Source organism: Enterococcus cecorum DSM 20682 = ATCC 43198 (assembly GCF_000407565.1).
Lineage (GTDB): Bacteria > Bacillota > Bacilli > Lactobacillales > Enterococcaceae > Enterococcus_E > Enterococcus_E cecorum.
Genome location: NZ_ASWI01000004.1, coordinates 420,197 through 434,650, shown reverse-complemented (window position 1 = coordinate 434,650; position 14,454 = coordinate 420,197). Strand labels below are relative to the sequence as shown.

General features: G+C 35.4%; 15 protein-coding genes and 1 pseudogene. 7 read left to right on the top strand and 9 right to left on the bottom strand.

Translation table 11 applies throughout. The annotated features are described in order from the left end of the window. Positions 1–44: 44 nt before the first annotated feature. The 3 genes from I567_RS12655 to I567_RS08040 are packed head-to-tail and all read right to left on the bottom strand — an operon-like array spanning position 45 to position 2,813. Positions 45–200 (bottom strand): hypothetical protein, encoded by a 156-nt coding sequence (locus I567_RS12655; protein ID WP_016251731.1) that lies wholly within the window; start codon positions 198–200, stop codon positions 45–47. Then, positions 197–2,347 carry a ferrous iron transport protein B gene (gene feoB / locus I567_RS08045; RefSeq protein WP_016251730.1) on the bottom strand — a complete coding sequence of 717 codons (2,151 nt, stop codon included), beginning with the start codon at positions 2,345–2,347 and terminating at the stop codon, positions 197–199. The genes I567_RS12655 and feoB overlap by 4 nt, the downstream gene beginning before the upstream one ends. Next, positions 2,340–2,813, bottom strand: a complete 474-nt coding sequence (locus I567_RS08040; protein ID WP_016251729.1) for a FeoA family protein — start codon at positions 2,811–2,813, stop codon at positions 2,340–2,342. Before I567_RS08040 ends, feoB begins: the two co-directional genes overlap by 8 nt. Positions 2,814–3,030: 217 nt before the next feature. Between I567_RS08040 and I567_RS12940 the strand changes: the two are divergent. From I567_RS12940 to I567_RS08015, 6 genes and pseudogenes are all read left to right on the top strand, one after another. Continuing rightward, positions 3,031–3,239 (top strand): annotated as a pseudogene (locus I567_RS12940) (TMEM175 family protein); the annotation flags it as partial. Positions 3,240–3,284: 45 nt separating this feature from the next. Beyond that, positions 3,285–3,470, top strand: a complete 186-nt coding sequence (locus I567_RS12930; RefSeq protein ID WP_018345364.1) for a hypothetical protein — start codon at positions 3,285–3,287, stop codon at positions 3,468–3,470. 619 nt (positions 3,471–4,089) lie between these two features. Next, positions 4,090–4,311 carry a glutaredoxin-like protein NrdH gene (nrdH, locus tag I567_RS08030; RefSeq protein ID WP_016251727.1) on the top strand — a complete coding sequence of 74 codons (222 nt, stop codon included), beginning with the start codon at positions 4,090–4,092 and terminating at the stop codon, positions 4,309–4,311. Positions 4,312–4,426: 115 nt separating this feature from the next. Next, positions 4,427–6,586 (top strand): class 1b ribonucleoside-diphosphate reductase subunit alpha, encoded by a 2,160-nt coding sequence (gene nrdE / locus I567_RS08025; RefSeq protein ID WP_016251726.1) that lies wholly within the window; start codon positions 4,427–4,429, stop codon positions 6,584–6,586. Positions 6,587–6,601: 15 nt separating this feature from the next. Continuing rightward, positions 6,602–7,564, top strand: a complete 963-nt coding sequence (gene nrdF / locus I567_RS08020; RefSeq protein ID WP_016251725.1) for a class 1b ribonucleoside-diphosphate reductase subunit beta — start codon at positions 6,602–6,604, stop codon at positions 7,562–7,564. 128 nt (positions 7,565–7,692) lie between these two features. Continuing rightward, a complete protein-coding gene (locus tag I567_RS08015) occupies positions 7,693–8,073 on the top strand; it encodes a PH domain-containing protein (RefSeq protein WP_016251724.1) in 381 nt (126 codons plus the stop codon). 53 nt (positions 8,074–8,126) lie between these two features. On the opposite strand, the gene I567_RS08010 is transcribed toward I567_RS08015, so the two are convergent. Beyond that, entirely contained in the window at positions 8,127–8,471 is a 345-nt protein-coding gene (locus tag I567_RS08010; RefSeq protein WP_016251723.1) for a hypothetical protein, read from the bottom strand. Between the two features lie 197 nt (positions 8,472–8,668). Here I567_RS08010 and I567_RS08005 point away from each other — a divergent pair, with 197 nt between their 5' ends. Beyond that, entirely contained in the window at positions 8,669–8,971 is a 303-nt protein-coding gene (locus tag I567_RS08005; RefSeq protein ID WP_016251722.1) for a DUF898 family protein, read from the top strand. A gap of 352 nt (positions 8,972–9,323) precedes the next feature. Here I567_RS08005 and tnpB read toward each other — a convergent pair whose 3' ends face one another. The 5 genes from tnpB to I567_RS07975 all read right to left on the bottom strand — a co-directional run bounded on the left by tnpB (position 9,324) and on the right by I567_RS07975 (position 14,400). Beyond that, positions 9,324–10,466 carry an IS200/IS605 family element RNA-guided endonuclease TnpB gene (gene tnpB / locus I567_RS08000; protein WP_016251721.1) on the bottom strand — a complete coding sequence of 381 codons (1,143 nt, stop codon included), beginning with the start codon at positions 10,464–10,466 and terminating at the stop codon, positions 9,324–9,326. A 16-nt stretch (positions 10,467–10,482) separates the two neighbouring features. Next, a complete protein-coding gene (gene tnpA, locus I567_RS07995) occupies positions 10,483–10,869 on the bottom strand; it encodes an IS200/IS605 family transposase (RefSeq protein ID WP_034863639.1) in 387 nt (128 codons plus the stop codon). Between the two features lie 594 nt (positions 10,870–11,463). Next, positions 11,464–11,712, bottom strand: a complete 249-nt coding sequence (locus I567_RS07985) for a type B 50S ribosomal protein L31 (RefSeq protein ID WP_016251719.1) — start codon at positions 11,710–11,712, stop codon at positions 11,464–11,466. 107 nt (positions 11,713–11,819) lie between these two features. Then, positions 11,820–13,133: a transcription termination factor Rho gene (rho, locus tag I567_RS07980; protein WP_016251718.1), complete on the bottom strand. Its 1,314-nt coding sequence runs from the start codon at positions 13,131–13,133 to the stop codon at positions 11,820–11,822. A 7-nt stretch (positions 13,134–13,140) separates the two neighbouring features. Then, a complete protein-coding gene (locus I567_RS07975; protein WP_016251717.1) occupies positions 13,141–14,400 on the bottom strand; it encodes a UDP-N-acetylglucosamine 1-carboxyvinyltransferase in 1,260 nt (419 codons plus the stop codon). Positions 14,401–14,454 lie beyond the last annotated feature (54 nt).

Genomic DNA, 14,454 nt, shown 5'->3' with positions numbered 1-14,454 from the left:
ATTTTGGGAGACTGCTTTTTTTTAAATGTTTAAATATTTAACAATTATTTAGTCGATGGGTCAGTTGATTTTAGCGAATGTTTGACGGCACATTCACTCTCACAATGATCACAATGCCCTTTTGTTTGAAATTGTCTATAAAAAATACGCACAACAGCAACCAAAATCAAGACAGCTAAAATGAAAGTCGGTAAATTCATCCTTTATGCACCACCATTTCTTTTGCTAAATTTAGTTTATTTTGATAAGTTGACTTGAAAATCAGTAAATAGACAAAATAAGCTGCAGCCATTAATGAAAGACAGGTCCAAACATTTAAACTTCCGCCTTCAAAGAACAAATGACCAAACTGATAAATCATCATACTGATCACATACGCAAACCCACATTGATATAAAATAGCTAGCCAGGTCCACTTCACACTCGTCATTTCCCGATGAATCGCTCCAATTGCCGCAAAACATGGTGCGCAAAGTAAATTAAAAGTTAAGAACGCATAGGCAGAAACAGCCGTAAAATCTAAATGCATTGCTTGCCAAAATTCTTTACCGGTTTCAGAGACTTCACTCGCATTTTTATATAAAATACCAAATGTGTTAATGACATTTTCTTTGGCAATTAAACCTGTCATTGAAGCCACGGCCCCTTGCCAATTGCCCCACCCAAGTGGAATAAATAAAGGAGCAAGTAGATGACCAAAACTAGCCAAAATACTTTGATTGGCAGCCACCATTTGTAAGCGGAAATTAAAGTTCATTGTAAACCAGATAAGCACACTGGTCGCAAAAATAATCGTTCCTGCTTTTTTCACAAAAGAATGTCCACGTTGCATCATTTGTAAAAAGACATTCTTCATTTGTGGAAAATGATAAGGTGGCAATTCCATAATAAATGGTGTCGCTTCTCCACTAAATAGTTTTGTCTTTTTCAAACTTATTGCCGATAAGATAATCGAAATGATACTAACAAAATACGCTGATGGTGCGACCCAACTATGATGAGGGAAAAAAGCACCAGCTACTAACCCAATAATTGGCAACTTAGCAGAACATGGCATAAAAGTGGTTACCATGATTGTTAAGCGGCGGTCTTTTTCGCTTTCAATGGTTCGTGTCGCCATCACACCCGGAACCCCACAACCAGTTGATACCAAGATTGGGATAAATGATTTTCCTGAAAGGCCAAAACGACGTAACATTCGGTCCATGACAAAAGCAATTCGAGCCATATAGCCACAATCTTCCAAAATAGCTAAACAGAAAAATAGCACTAATAATTGCGGTAAAAAGCCTAACACTGCTCCGACACCTGCGATAATTCCATCAACAATCAACCCCTGCATCCAAGGCGCTACTTGCCAACTTTCCAAAATTTTGGTTGTCAAATCAGGAACCCACTGACCAAAAAGCACCTCATTAATCCAATCAGTTCCCATTGTGCCGACAGTTTGAATGGATAAATAGTAAACAGCCCACATCACAAAGGCAAAAATTGGTAATGCTAGGAAGCGATTCGTTACTACTCGATCAATCTTGTCACTAAAACTTAACTCAAAACTCGTATGCTTAACTAGACACAGTGCAGTAATGCGACTAATTGCTTCATAACGCTCATTAATGATAATCGCTTCAGCTGTATCATCAAATATCTTTTCAGTGATTTCGATGATTTCTGCAATTTCTTTTTGCTCTGCTGGTGTTAGCGTTAGTCGGGCATTGACTAATTCATCACGTTCAAAAAGTTTAATCGTCACGAAACGCAAATGTTGTTTAGAAACTTTTCCTTCTATTATAGTAGCAATTTCATTTAAGGCTGCTTCCAAACGATCATCATAAGTGACAGTATTGCCAATTTGGGGATTAGCAATCATTTTTTCACACGCCTTAGTTAGTTCCTTCATCCCTTGCTTTTTTAAGGCACTCATCGCAACAGCTGGTAGACCTAAAGCATAACTTAATTTTTCAATATTCAATTTTTGGTCCGATTTTTTGACAATATCCATCATATTTAAGCCTAAAATCATCGGTAAGCCGAATTCCATCAATTGCAAAGTAAGATATAAATTGCGCTCTAAATTGGAAGCATCAATAATATTAATAATGCCACTTGCATCATTCGTATATAGATAATCTCTAGCAACGACTTCTTCAGGTGAATAAGAAGATAAAGAATAAATCCCAGGCAAGTCTTGAATACAGATAGTTTTATTTTGCTTTAACAATCCTGATTTACGTTCGACTGTGACTCCGGGCCAATTTCCTACAGATTGGTTAGAACCTGTTAATACATTAAAAGTACTCGTCTTACCACTATTCGGATTTCCTACTAAGGCAATCTGTTTATTCATCTTCACTCACCTGTCTTTCCACCAATATCAATGTTGCTTCAGCTTTTCGCAAACTTAAATTATAGCCGCGTAAAACCACTTCTATTGGATCTCCCAAAGGCGCAACTTTGCGTACTAATATTTCGACATTTTTCGTCACACCCATATCCATCAATCGGCGTTTTACTGCACCTTCTCCATGGATGCTAATCACTTTCACGCGTTCACCGATTTTCACTTCATCTAAAGGAATCCACTGCACACGCGTCTTTTTTTCAGTAATTTCAATTTGTGATAATATTTCCGTGGCCAATGCTAAGCGCGAATTTTTCAATACAATGACGCCACTTTCTTTTGATAATTGAATCAAGACGACTTCACTTTTAGGAACAATACCTAAATCTTGTAGACGCTTGGTTACTTTTTCATCCGTTTTAATCTTTGAAATTTCATATGTCTGATGCATGTTTGCTTGTAATATATTCATTTTGTTACCTAATTTCATTTCTATTTTTACAATTGAGAATTATTATCAATAGAATACGCCAAAAACATTGAAATGTCAATTATTTGTGATTTATTTCACAAAATAAGAATGATTCTAAATTGCTTCATTGCAAAAATCTTGCTTTTAGATAAAATATTTTGAAATATAATCAAGGAATTTGGAAAAGATAATTTTAATCATAAGGAAGTGTTTATTCATGCCAAAAAATCGAATGGAAGCTTTTAGCGATGGTGTGTTAGCAATTATCATTACAATTATGGCACTCGAATTACACACGCCAAAAGACTTTACTTTTGAAGCAATCAAAGAAGTTATCCCCACTTTTTTGCCTATATTTTAAGTTATTTATATATAGGTATTTATTGGAATAATCATCATCATCATCTAATCTCGACTTTAGAAAAGGTCTCAGGAAAAATTTTATGGTTAAATCTACATTGGCTATTTTGGATGTTGCTTTTACCAGTTACGACAAGTTGGTTAGGTGCACATTTATTTAAAACTGCCCCAACATTTATGCATGGCTTTGTTTTATTTATGTGTGCTATTTCTTATTACCTACTGCAAAATGCCATCCTCGATACCCATGAAGAACATTCATTAATTAAACAACTATTTTATTTGGACGCGATTTGAAGGCAAAGATTTCTATTACCTCTTACCTCCTATCCGCTTTATTGGCTTTTGTTGCACCGATTGCAAGTTACGTATTATTATTCTGTATCACACTATTATGGATTATACCGGATACACAAATTGAGAAAATATATAAATAATTATTACTTTGAATTAGATTGCATCATAGAATAACTAATTTGACTAGACAAGTTTTCTTCCTTATAAACACATAGGGATAACTTGTCTTTTTCTTTTGTCAATAGGATAGGCTAGATTTCCGGTAAATGTTTCATATCTTTCTTTTGTTTCATATTTCTTGTGCTTGACAAGTTGACACTATACTATATCTTGTGGATGACTCTTGCTTATTTTGTGAATCTAACTATACAAATTTTTGAATATCCACAGTTTAAAATCACAACTTAATATTCTGCAATAAAAATGAAAGCTTAAAATACTAGTCATTGAATTGCTTTCATGAAAATATACAAAACATTCATTTGTATACATTTTTATTGTGAAATACTATCTATTGTGTTTATTCACAAAATCAACCACTATATATTGTGTTTTTATAGTTGACATTTCGTCAAAGAGCATTATACTAATGATATAAAGATTAACGGAGGAAGCAGTCATGAGTATTAAACTATTTTCGAAAAATAATTGTATGCAATGTAAAATGGCAAAACGCTTTTTAACACAAAATCAAATCAGCTTTGAAGAAATCAATATTGATATTCAACCAGAAGCAATTGATTGGCTAAAAGAAAATGGATTTCAAACCGTTCCTGTGGTGACTTCTGACGTAGCTACGATTGTCGGTTTCCGTCCAGATCAATTGAAGTTATTAGCCTAGACAAAATGATTAAAATCATTTATATTCATATGTATAATTGAATGATTTGTATGTTACTAAATAACTACAAATCTTTTTTTATGTTTCATTAAAAAAACAAAAAGGTTGTGAGCGGATGAGTTTAAAAGCACTGAAAGATGTCAGTTACTTTAAATTAAATAATGAAATTAATCGACCAGTGAATGGCCAAATTCCTCTTCAAAAAGATCAAGAAGCACTGCAGGCATTTTTTGAAGAGAATGTAAAACCAAATACGATGACTTTTTCTACTATTAAAGAAAAGTTGGATTATTTAACTACACATGATTACCTTGAAACCGAATTTTTAGCAAAATATAATTTAGCATTTATTGAGAAACTATATACTTATTTATTTGAACAAAATTTCCGTTTCAAATCATTTATGGCAGCTTATAAGTTTTATTCTCAGTACGCCCTTAAAACCAATGATGGGACCACTTATCTAGAAACTTATGAAGATCGCGTCGCCTTTAATGCCCTTTATTTTGCAGATGGTAATGAAGAATTAGCCTTAGCTTTAGCCGATGAAATGATTCATCAACGTTATCAACCAGCAACACCTTCCTTTTTAAATGCCGGTCGTAAACGTCGTGGCGAATTAGTGAGTTGCTTTTTAATCCAAATTACCGATGATATGAACTCTATTGGACGTGGGATTAACTCTGCCTTGCAATTATCACGTATCGGTGGTGGTGTCGGAATTACACTGTCAAACCTACGTGAAGCCGGTGCCCCAATTAAGGGTTATGAAAATGCAGCTAGCGGTGTGATGCCAGTAATGAAATTATTTGAAGATAGTTTTAGTTACTCCAACCAGCTTGGTCAACGTCAAGGCGCTGGGGTGGTTTATCTAAATGTCTTTCATCCAGATATTATCCAATTTTTATCTGCTAAAAAAGAAAATGCTGATGAAAAAATTCGCGTAAAGACCCTTTCGCTAGGTGTATTAGTACCTGATAAATTCTATGAGCTTACACGCAAAAATGAAGATATGTACCTATTTAGTCCATATAGCATTGAACGAGAATACGGCGTCCCATTCTCTTATATCGATATTACAAAAGAATATGATAATCTAGTGGCTAATCCTAATATTCGTAAAACTAAGATTAAAGCCCGTGATTTAGAAAATGAAATCTCTAAATTACAACAAGAATCAGGTTATCCATATGTCGTAAACTTAGATACAGCCAATCGTGCCAATCCAATTGACGGAAAAATTATCATGAGCAATCTATGTTCAGAAATTTTACAAGTTCAACAACCTTCTATTTTAAATGGTAAACAAGAATTTGAGGTTTTAGGTACAGATATTAGCTGTAACTTAGGCTCAACCAATATCGTCAATTTAATGGAAAGTCCTGACTTTGGTAAATCTGTTCGTGTGATGACGCGTGCCTTAACCTATGTCACGGATGCTTCAGATATCGATGTAGTTCCTTCTATTAAAAATGGGAATGCTTTAAGTCATACAATCGGTTTAGGTGCCATGGGCTTACACACCTATTTTGCGAAACATCACATGGCATATGGTTCAAAAGAGTCCATTGAATTTACCGATATTTACTTTATGCTTTTAAATTACTGGACCATTTATGAAAGTATGCAAATTGCCAAGGAACGCAAACAAACTTTCCATCACTTCGAAAAATCAAAATATGCTGATGGTAGCTATTTTGAAAAATATGTAACTGGGCAATTCCAACCAAAATCTGAAAAAGTAAAGGCCTTATTTGAAGGTATCTTTATTCCAGATGGACAAGCCTGGACTGAATTAGCACAACTCGTACAAAAATATGGAATGTATCATCAAAATCGCCTAGCAGTTGCACCAAATGGTTCAATTTCTTATATTAACGATACCAGTGCCAGCTTACATCCAATCACCCGTTTAATTGAAGAACGTCAAGAAAAGAAAATTGGAAAGATTTATTATCCTGCCCCATTACTTTCTAATGACACAATTAAATATTACACTTCTGCTTATGATATGGATATGCGTAAAGTAATTGATGTGTATGCCACTGCGCAACAACATATCGACCAAGGCATGAGTTTAACACTATTTATGCGCTCAGAAATCCCAGCGGGTCTATATGAATGGAAAACAACAACCAAACAAACAACGCGTGATTTAAACATTTTACGTCACTACGCTTTCCACAAAGGAATTAAATCGATTTATTATATTCGTACTTTCACAGATGACGCAGAAGAAATCGGTAGCAACCAATGTGAAAGTTGTGTCATCTAAAAAGGAGTGAAGAAAATGGCAGAAACTTATTATGCAGCGATTAACTGGAATGAAATTGAAGATATTATCGATAAATCTACTTGGGAAAAATTAACAGAACAATTTTGGTTGGATACACGTATTCCCTTATCCAATGACTTAGATGACTGGCGTGGACTTTCTGAATTAGAAAAGACCACAGTGGGACATGTATTTGGTGGCCTAACCCTTTTAGATACAGTCCAATCAGAAAGTGGGATGGAGCATTTACGCAAAGATGCCCGCACGCCACATGAAGAAGCCGTGTTGAACAATATCCAGTTTATGGAATCTGTGCACGCAAAAAGTTACTCTTCTATTTTCAGTACTTTGAATACCAAGTCTGAAATTGAAGAAATATTCGAATGGACGAATACGAATCCCTATTTACAGAAAAAAGCCGAACGAATTAATGAAATCTATAAAAACGGCACGGCGCTAGAAAAGAAAGTAGCCAGCGTCTTTTTGGAAACTTTCCTTTTCTATTCAGGTTTTTATACGCCACTTTACTACTTAGGAAACAATAAATTAGCAAACGTAGCGGAAATTATTAAATTAATTATCCGTGATGAGTCCGTACATGGCACTTATATCGGCTATAAATTCCAATTAGGTTTTAATGAATTATCTGCTGAAGAGCAAGAAAACCTACGTGATTGGATGTATGATTTACTTTATGAATTATACGAAAACGAAGAACGCTACACGGAAGAACTTTATGATGAATTGGGCTGGACAGATGAGGTCAAAACTTTCCTACGTTATAACGCCAATAAAGCATTGATGAACTTAGGACAAGATCCACTCTTCCCAGATACTGCTAATGATGTCAATCCAATCGTAATGAATGGGATTTCAACAGGTACAAGTAATCATGATTTCTTCTCTCAAGTCGGCAATGGTTATCTTTTAGGTACCGTCGAAGCAATGAAAGACGAAGATTATCTCATCGGTATGTAAAAAATAGACAGCTTGAAGGAATACTTCTGGCTGTCTATTTTTTCATCTAAAATCAGTCTTTTGTACAATTGTCTAAGAAACTAATTCTTGATATAATCGAATTAAGAAAATTATTACGAGGTGATGATATGGGATTATTTAACGGTTTATTAGGTAATGCAAGTAAAATGAATATCGATGTAGCTCAAAAGGAGTTACAAGATGTCTTAATGCCTGAGGAAAAAGTTGATTTAGCCTTTAAACTTGTCCGCGATTTATTAGTTTTTACTGAAAAAAGACTAATTATTGTCGACAAACAAGGCATGACTGGCAAAAAAGCGGAATATAAGTCCATTCCTTATCGCTCTATTTCACGCTTTTCAGTGGAAACAAGTGGTCATTTTGACTTAGATGCTGAGTTAAAAATTTGGATTTCTAGTGCCGAACTACCTGCTGAAAGCTTACAATTCAGAAGTGATGATAGCATTGTGGCCATTCAAAAAGCATTGGCCCAAGCAGTCTTAAACTAAACTAAAAGAGAACTAGTCCTTTAATTGTTGCGACTAGTTCTCTTTTTTAATTCTCATAAAAATGCAATGGCTTGTCGATATTTTTCTGCTCTTTTGCGATCGATTTCTGTAACAGTAGTTAATCTTGAAAGATCAGAATTATGCTGCAAATCGGCCAACTTTACTTGTCTAGCTAAAGGATTTTGCTTTACACGTAATATATATTCTTCGTATTTTTCATTACGTTTCTTAGTTAGGATTCCAACGGCTTGAACAACCTCTTCAGGTAAACCCTTCTTGCGTAAATCCTCCAGTGTCCAATCCGAATCTTCTACTACATCATGCAACAATGCCACCGTTTTAGCCAGCTCACCTTCTACCAAACTTGCAACAAAGAGTGGAGGTTGGATATAATCCACCCCTGCTTTATCAACTTGACCTTTATGCGCATCCCTTGCTATTGCTAAAGCCTATTGATATAACACCATTTTCCCACCTCCTATTCTCCATTTCATCTTACACTTCTCATTCTAAATCTATTTTTTTTAAATTCCAATTGCTTTTTTCTAGAAAATAATATAAGATACATTTGTTATAAAAAGGAGGCAGCATTATTATGAATGAATCTTATTTTGATGGTGGTTTAGCTACCTATATCGGCACTTATCTACTGGCGGCAATAATTACAATTTGTACACTTGGCATCTGCACACCGTGGGGAATTTGCCTGCTGTATAATTGGAAAATCAAGCATACTGTCATCAATGGACGCAGACTTTATTTCGATGGAACCGCTATGCAATTATTTGGTAGCTGGATCAAATGGTTTCTACTCACCATTATTACTTTAGGTATTTATAGTTTTTGGCTCAATATCAAGCTAGAACAATGGAAAGTCAAACATACACACTTTATCTAATACGTTTACGGAGGACTTATGATAATGAAATACTTCTATATCCTGATGCTCCTCTTTAGTTTAATTTGCTTGTTTTTAGCAGTATCCAATTCACTCCCTTCATGGCTTGCTGCAATATATGCCATTTGCTTTGTGGGAATGATTATCAAGAGAATGAAAAATAAGAAGTAGTATCCATATCCAAACATACCAGAGTGAACTACTCACCACTTAGCTAAACCTAACGGTTCTTAACGCTTGAAGTGGGAGCTTCTTGGGAATAGAGCATACTTGATAGCTTATTTCTTCACTAACAGCGGTTTCTCTTATTTACCAAGCTATCCCCGTAGTTCCTACGGTTTTTTGATTGTGCCTAAGCTGAAGTTTGTATTCTTAGACCTTCGGTCAGTATATTGATACTAGCGTTGATATCTCGGTCATGATGAGTATGACAAATAGGGCAAGTCCATTCTCGAATATCGAGCGGTTTCTTACCGTCTTTATGTCCGCATCCTGAACAAATTTGACTAGATGGAAACCACATATCCACTTTGATGATTTCACGTCCATACCAGTCCGCTTTGTATTGCAACTTAGCCACAAAGCTAGACCAAGATACATCAGAAATACTTCTTGCTAATTTATGATTACGCAACATACCTTTTACGTTTAAGTCTTCAATACAGATAATATCGTGATTTTTGATAATTTCTGTACTTAACTTATTCAGAAAATCAGTACGTTGATTCATTACTTTTTCATGCAATCTAGCTACTTTGAGTTTTTGTTTTTGGTAATTTTTAGCTTCAGATAAAGGGATACCTTTTTTCTTAGCTAATAAGGCACGTCTAGATAACTTGCGTTGTTCACGTTTTAATTTCTTTTCCATTTTGGACGTGAATTTATTATTATCAATTTTTTGTCCATCTGAAAGAATCGCAAAGTCTGTAATACCTAAGTCAATACCAATGGCAGAATTGGTTTTAGGTAACTCGCTAATTTCTTCTTTACATAACAAAGAAATATAGTATTTACCACTAGAATGCCGTGATATTGTAGCAGATTTAATCATCCCTTTTGGTTGTCTATGAAGCTTAATTCTTATTAATGATTTCAATTTAGGAACTTTTATGAATTTATTATCAATCAAAGCAACTGTACCATTTTGATTATTCGTTGTATAACTCTGAATAGGATTTTTCTTACTTTTGAAACGTGGAAATCCAACGGATTTATTCCGAAAAAAATTCTTGTATGCTTTATCTAAATGAAGTTGGGCATTGGCCAAAGCAAGGCTATCCACTTCTTTCAGAAATGGAAATTCTTCCTTATATTTAGCCGGTGTTGGAAAAATCATTTTTTTAGAAGGAGCATTTTTAACTTCTTCATACGCCTTTTTTCGGTCATTAAGCATTAGATTGTAGACCTTACGAACGCAGCCGAAAGTTTTGGCAAAGAAGATTTCTTGTTCCTCTGTTGGATAGATTCTGAATTTGTACGCTTTTAGTCGTTCCACAAAGTTCACCTGCTTTCTATTTATGATTGTTTCCTTGATTTTGGATGTATTTCTTTATCACATCAATTGGTGCTCCACCAGTCGTCAACAGACAAAAACTTTTAGACCAAAACTGTTCTTTCCAAAGAAACTGTTTGACTCTTGGAAAATCGCGTTTTATCAATCTTGAACTAGCGCTTTTATAGGCGTTGATGAATTTTGTCAATTCTGTTTTAGGATGAGCTTTGAACATGACATGAATATGGTCTTTATCATGATTCCACTTAACTAAAGTAATATGATACGATTCTGAAATTCTTTCAAAAGTAGCTTTAGCATAATCAGATATGTCATCATCAATCACTTGTCTGCGATATTTAGTTACTAAAATAAGATGGTAATAAAGAAGGAACACTTCTAATATAGACTGATTTTAACATAGAACGAAATAAACAGACAATGTAATGTATTGTCGGTCTTCGAGTTACCAACAGTAACCCTCATACCGAATGGCATTCATCAACCACCTATAGAGGATGGGCGACTTCTGCCTGAATTACGTTAAAAAAATGAAACACAACGGATGTGAATAGTTAATGCTTAAGTTAATTATTGTAAGTTTTATTGCTATAATCGTTGTTCTTTTTGTCAGATTGTCATATTTAAAATATATCAAGCAAGATTTAGTGCAAGAATTAGATGAACTTGAACACAAACAGAAAATGAAAAAGGGTGAAACTAAAATCTGAAAAAAAGCCATACCATAATTAAATTAGAACGAATCCCTTTTGACTAGCAAGCACTTATTGTGTATATTTTACTTATTTCCATAATTATTTGGCTTATCATAAAATAAATAAACCAACGAGACTGCTGATATATTCGTAAAATACCTTCAAATTAATTAAAATTTCAAATGGCATTCAAACGCAAAAATCGACACTCCAGAGAAAAGCTAGAGTGCCGATAAACGTTGCTATAACAATGTTTTGAATGAAATTCTCGTGCAAAGACGAAATTAATTTGTGAAACCGTACTTTTTGTTGAAACGATCCACGCGTCCGTCTGCTTGAGTGAATTTTTGACGACCAGTGTAGAATGGGTGTGAATCTGATGTCACTTCGACACGGATTAATGGATAAGTGTTTCCATCTTCCCATTCAACTGTTTCGTTTGAAGTTTTAGTTGAACCTGATAAAAATTTGAATCCTGTTGTAGAATCCATAAATACTACTGGATGGTAATCTGGATGAATATTTGCTTTCATGTTTTTCTCTCCTTTGCCCTGGTCCATTTGCTGAGCCAGAGTTATTCTTCGTTGACATACAACAAATTTATCTTAGCAAAATCCATTTGTACTGTCAATCGTTTTAGCTAATTTTTCTTGATATAACGTCTGTTTGGTCGGATGGTTTTTTCTTCATTCTCAAAAGTAATATCTTGAAAGGCCTGGATAAATTCTTCATTATTCTTCGTTTTACGCAAAATCTGAATAAATTGCTCAGTATAATCCAACGAGTCACCGACCATATTCTTACGTAAGCGCCAAGTCTCTTCTAGTTGTTCTTCTGACATCAGTAAATCTTCTTTACGTGTACCTGATTTCTTCATATCAATAGCTGGGAAAATACGACGTTCAGCTAGTTGACGAGAAAGCTGTAATTCCATATTTCCTGTACCCTTGAACTCTTCATAAATGACATCATCCATGCGGCTCCCCGTATCCACTAAGGCTGTAGCTAAAATTGTTAAACTACCTCCTTCTTCAATATTACGGGCTGCCCCAAAGAATTTTTTAGGTTTATACAAAGCAGCCGGATCAATCCCACCACTTAAGGTACGACCACTTGGCGGAACAACCAAATTATAAGCACGAGCAAGACGGGTAATACTATCCATCAAAATCACAACATCGCGCTTATCTTCTACCAATCGCATCGCTCGCTCTAAAACTAACTCCGAAACGCGTGTATGGTTGCTTGGCTGTAAATCAAAGGTAGAATATACAACATCCCCTTTGACACTGCGTTCTAAATCGGTCACTTCTTCCGGGCGTTCGTCAATTAAAAGCACAATCAACTCGACCTCTGGATGATTTTCGGTAATCCCATTGGCAATTTCTTTTAAAATCGTGGTTTTTCCGGCCTTTGGAGGTGCCACAATCAAACCACGTTGTCCAAATCCAACGGGCGCAAACATATCAATCATTCGTGTAGTTAACATATTGCCTTTTGTTGATAATTGAATTTGTTTATTTGGATATAGAGGTGTCAATGCCGGAAAGTATGGTCGTTGTTTTGCTTCTTCAGGATCTTTTCCATTCACACTTTCAACATGCATCAAGCCATAATAACGTTCACTTTCCTTGGGTGGGCGAGCTTTTCCTGCCACTTTATCGCCAATTCGCAACCCGAAACGTCGAATTTGCGAAGAAGAAATATAAATATCTTCAGCACTCGGGCCATAGTTAATTGGTCGCAAAAATCCATAGCCGTCTTGATGGGTAATGTCTAAGATACCTTCCATATAGAAGAAACCTTGCTTTTCTGCCTGTGCACGGATAACTGCTAGTGAAAGTTCTTTTTTATTCATTTGACTGTAGTAAGGAATCTTAAACTCGCGTGCATATGTATAGATTTCTTTTAAAGTTTTGTTTTCTAACTCAGCCATTGTTAAATAATCACTCACGCCCGAATCACTCCTCAATCATTTGAATATCTGCCCCTAAAGCAGTTAGTTTTTCAATAATATGGTCATACCCACGTAAAATATTTTCTACTTTGGAAATCTTTGTCGTACCCTCTGCCATTAAGCCCGCAATCACAAGACAAGCCCCGGCACGTAAATCAGAAGCGGCTACCTCTGCCCCAGTTAAATGCGCTGTATGACCTAGGTACATGTAATTTCCTTCAACTCTTGCATCGCCACCCATACGCGCCAATTCCGGAATATGGCCAATACGTTTAGGATAAATGGTATCGATGATTTCTGATGTTCCTTGGGCTTTAAACAGTAATGGTGTAATTGGTTGTTGTAAATCCGTTGCAAATCCCGGATATGGGAAAGTTTTCACGCTGATTGGATTTAACTTTTCTGCAGGATGGACATAAATACTATCTTCAGAAATATCCATTCGCACACCCATTTCTTCTAATTTAGCAATAAAACTTTCTAAGTGTTCAAAAATCACATTTTTTACAGTCACACCTTGACCTACTGCAGCTGCCATTGAAAGATAGGTACCTGCTTCAATACGGTCTGGAATAATCATATGACGGCACCCATGTAAATGCTCGACCCCTTCAATTCGGATTTCATTGGTTCCAGCACCACGAATTTTCGCACCCATATTATTTAATAAAGTCGCTACATCGATAATTTCAGGTTCGCGAGCCGCATTTTCAATAATCGTCTTGCCTTTTGCCTTCACAGCTGCTAGCATCACATTAATTGTAGCCCCAATCGAAACCATATCCATATAAATACGTTCTCCTTGAAGCCCTTTTTCATCAGTACGTAAATACATCGCACCTTGTTCGTTGGTCACTGTAGCACCTAAAGTTTCAAATCCTTTAATATGCAAATCAATTGGACGAGGACCTAAATTACAGCCACCAGGTAAGCCAACAACTCCTTCACCAAACTTTGCTAATAATGCGCCCATAAAATAGTAGGAAGCACGTAAGCTATTGATTTTACCACTTGGCATCGGAATAGAGACAATTTCTCTTGGGTCAATTTCTAAAGTATTATTTTCAAACTTCACTTTTACACCCATAATTTCCAAGATTTCCATTAATGAGTGAACATCTTGAATATCCGGAACACCTTCTAAGGTTACTGGAGAATCCGCTAAAATAGCAGCCGGAATTAAGGCCACTGCACTATTTTTAGCTCCTGATATCGTTACTTCTCCTTTTAATGGACGATTTCCATTAATGACTATTTTTTTCATATATATTCACCTTTAACTAAAGAATTATTGCGAGATTTTTACTCATCCTTAATA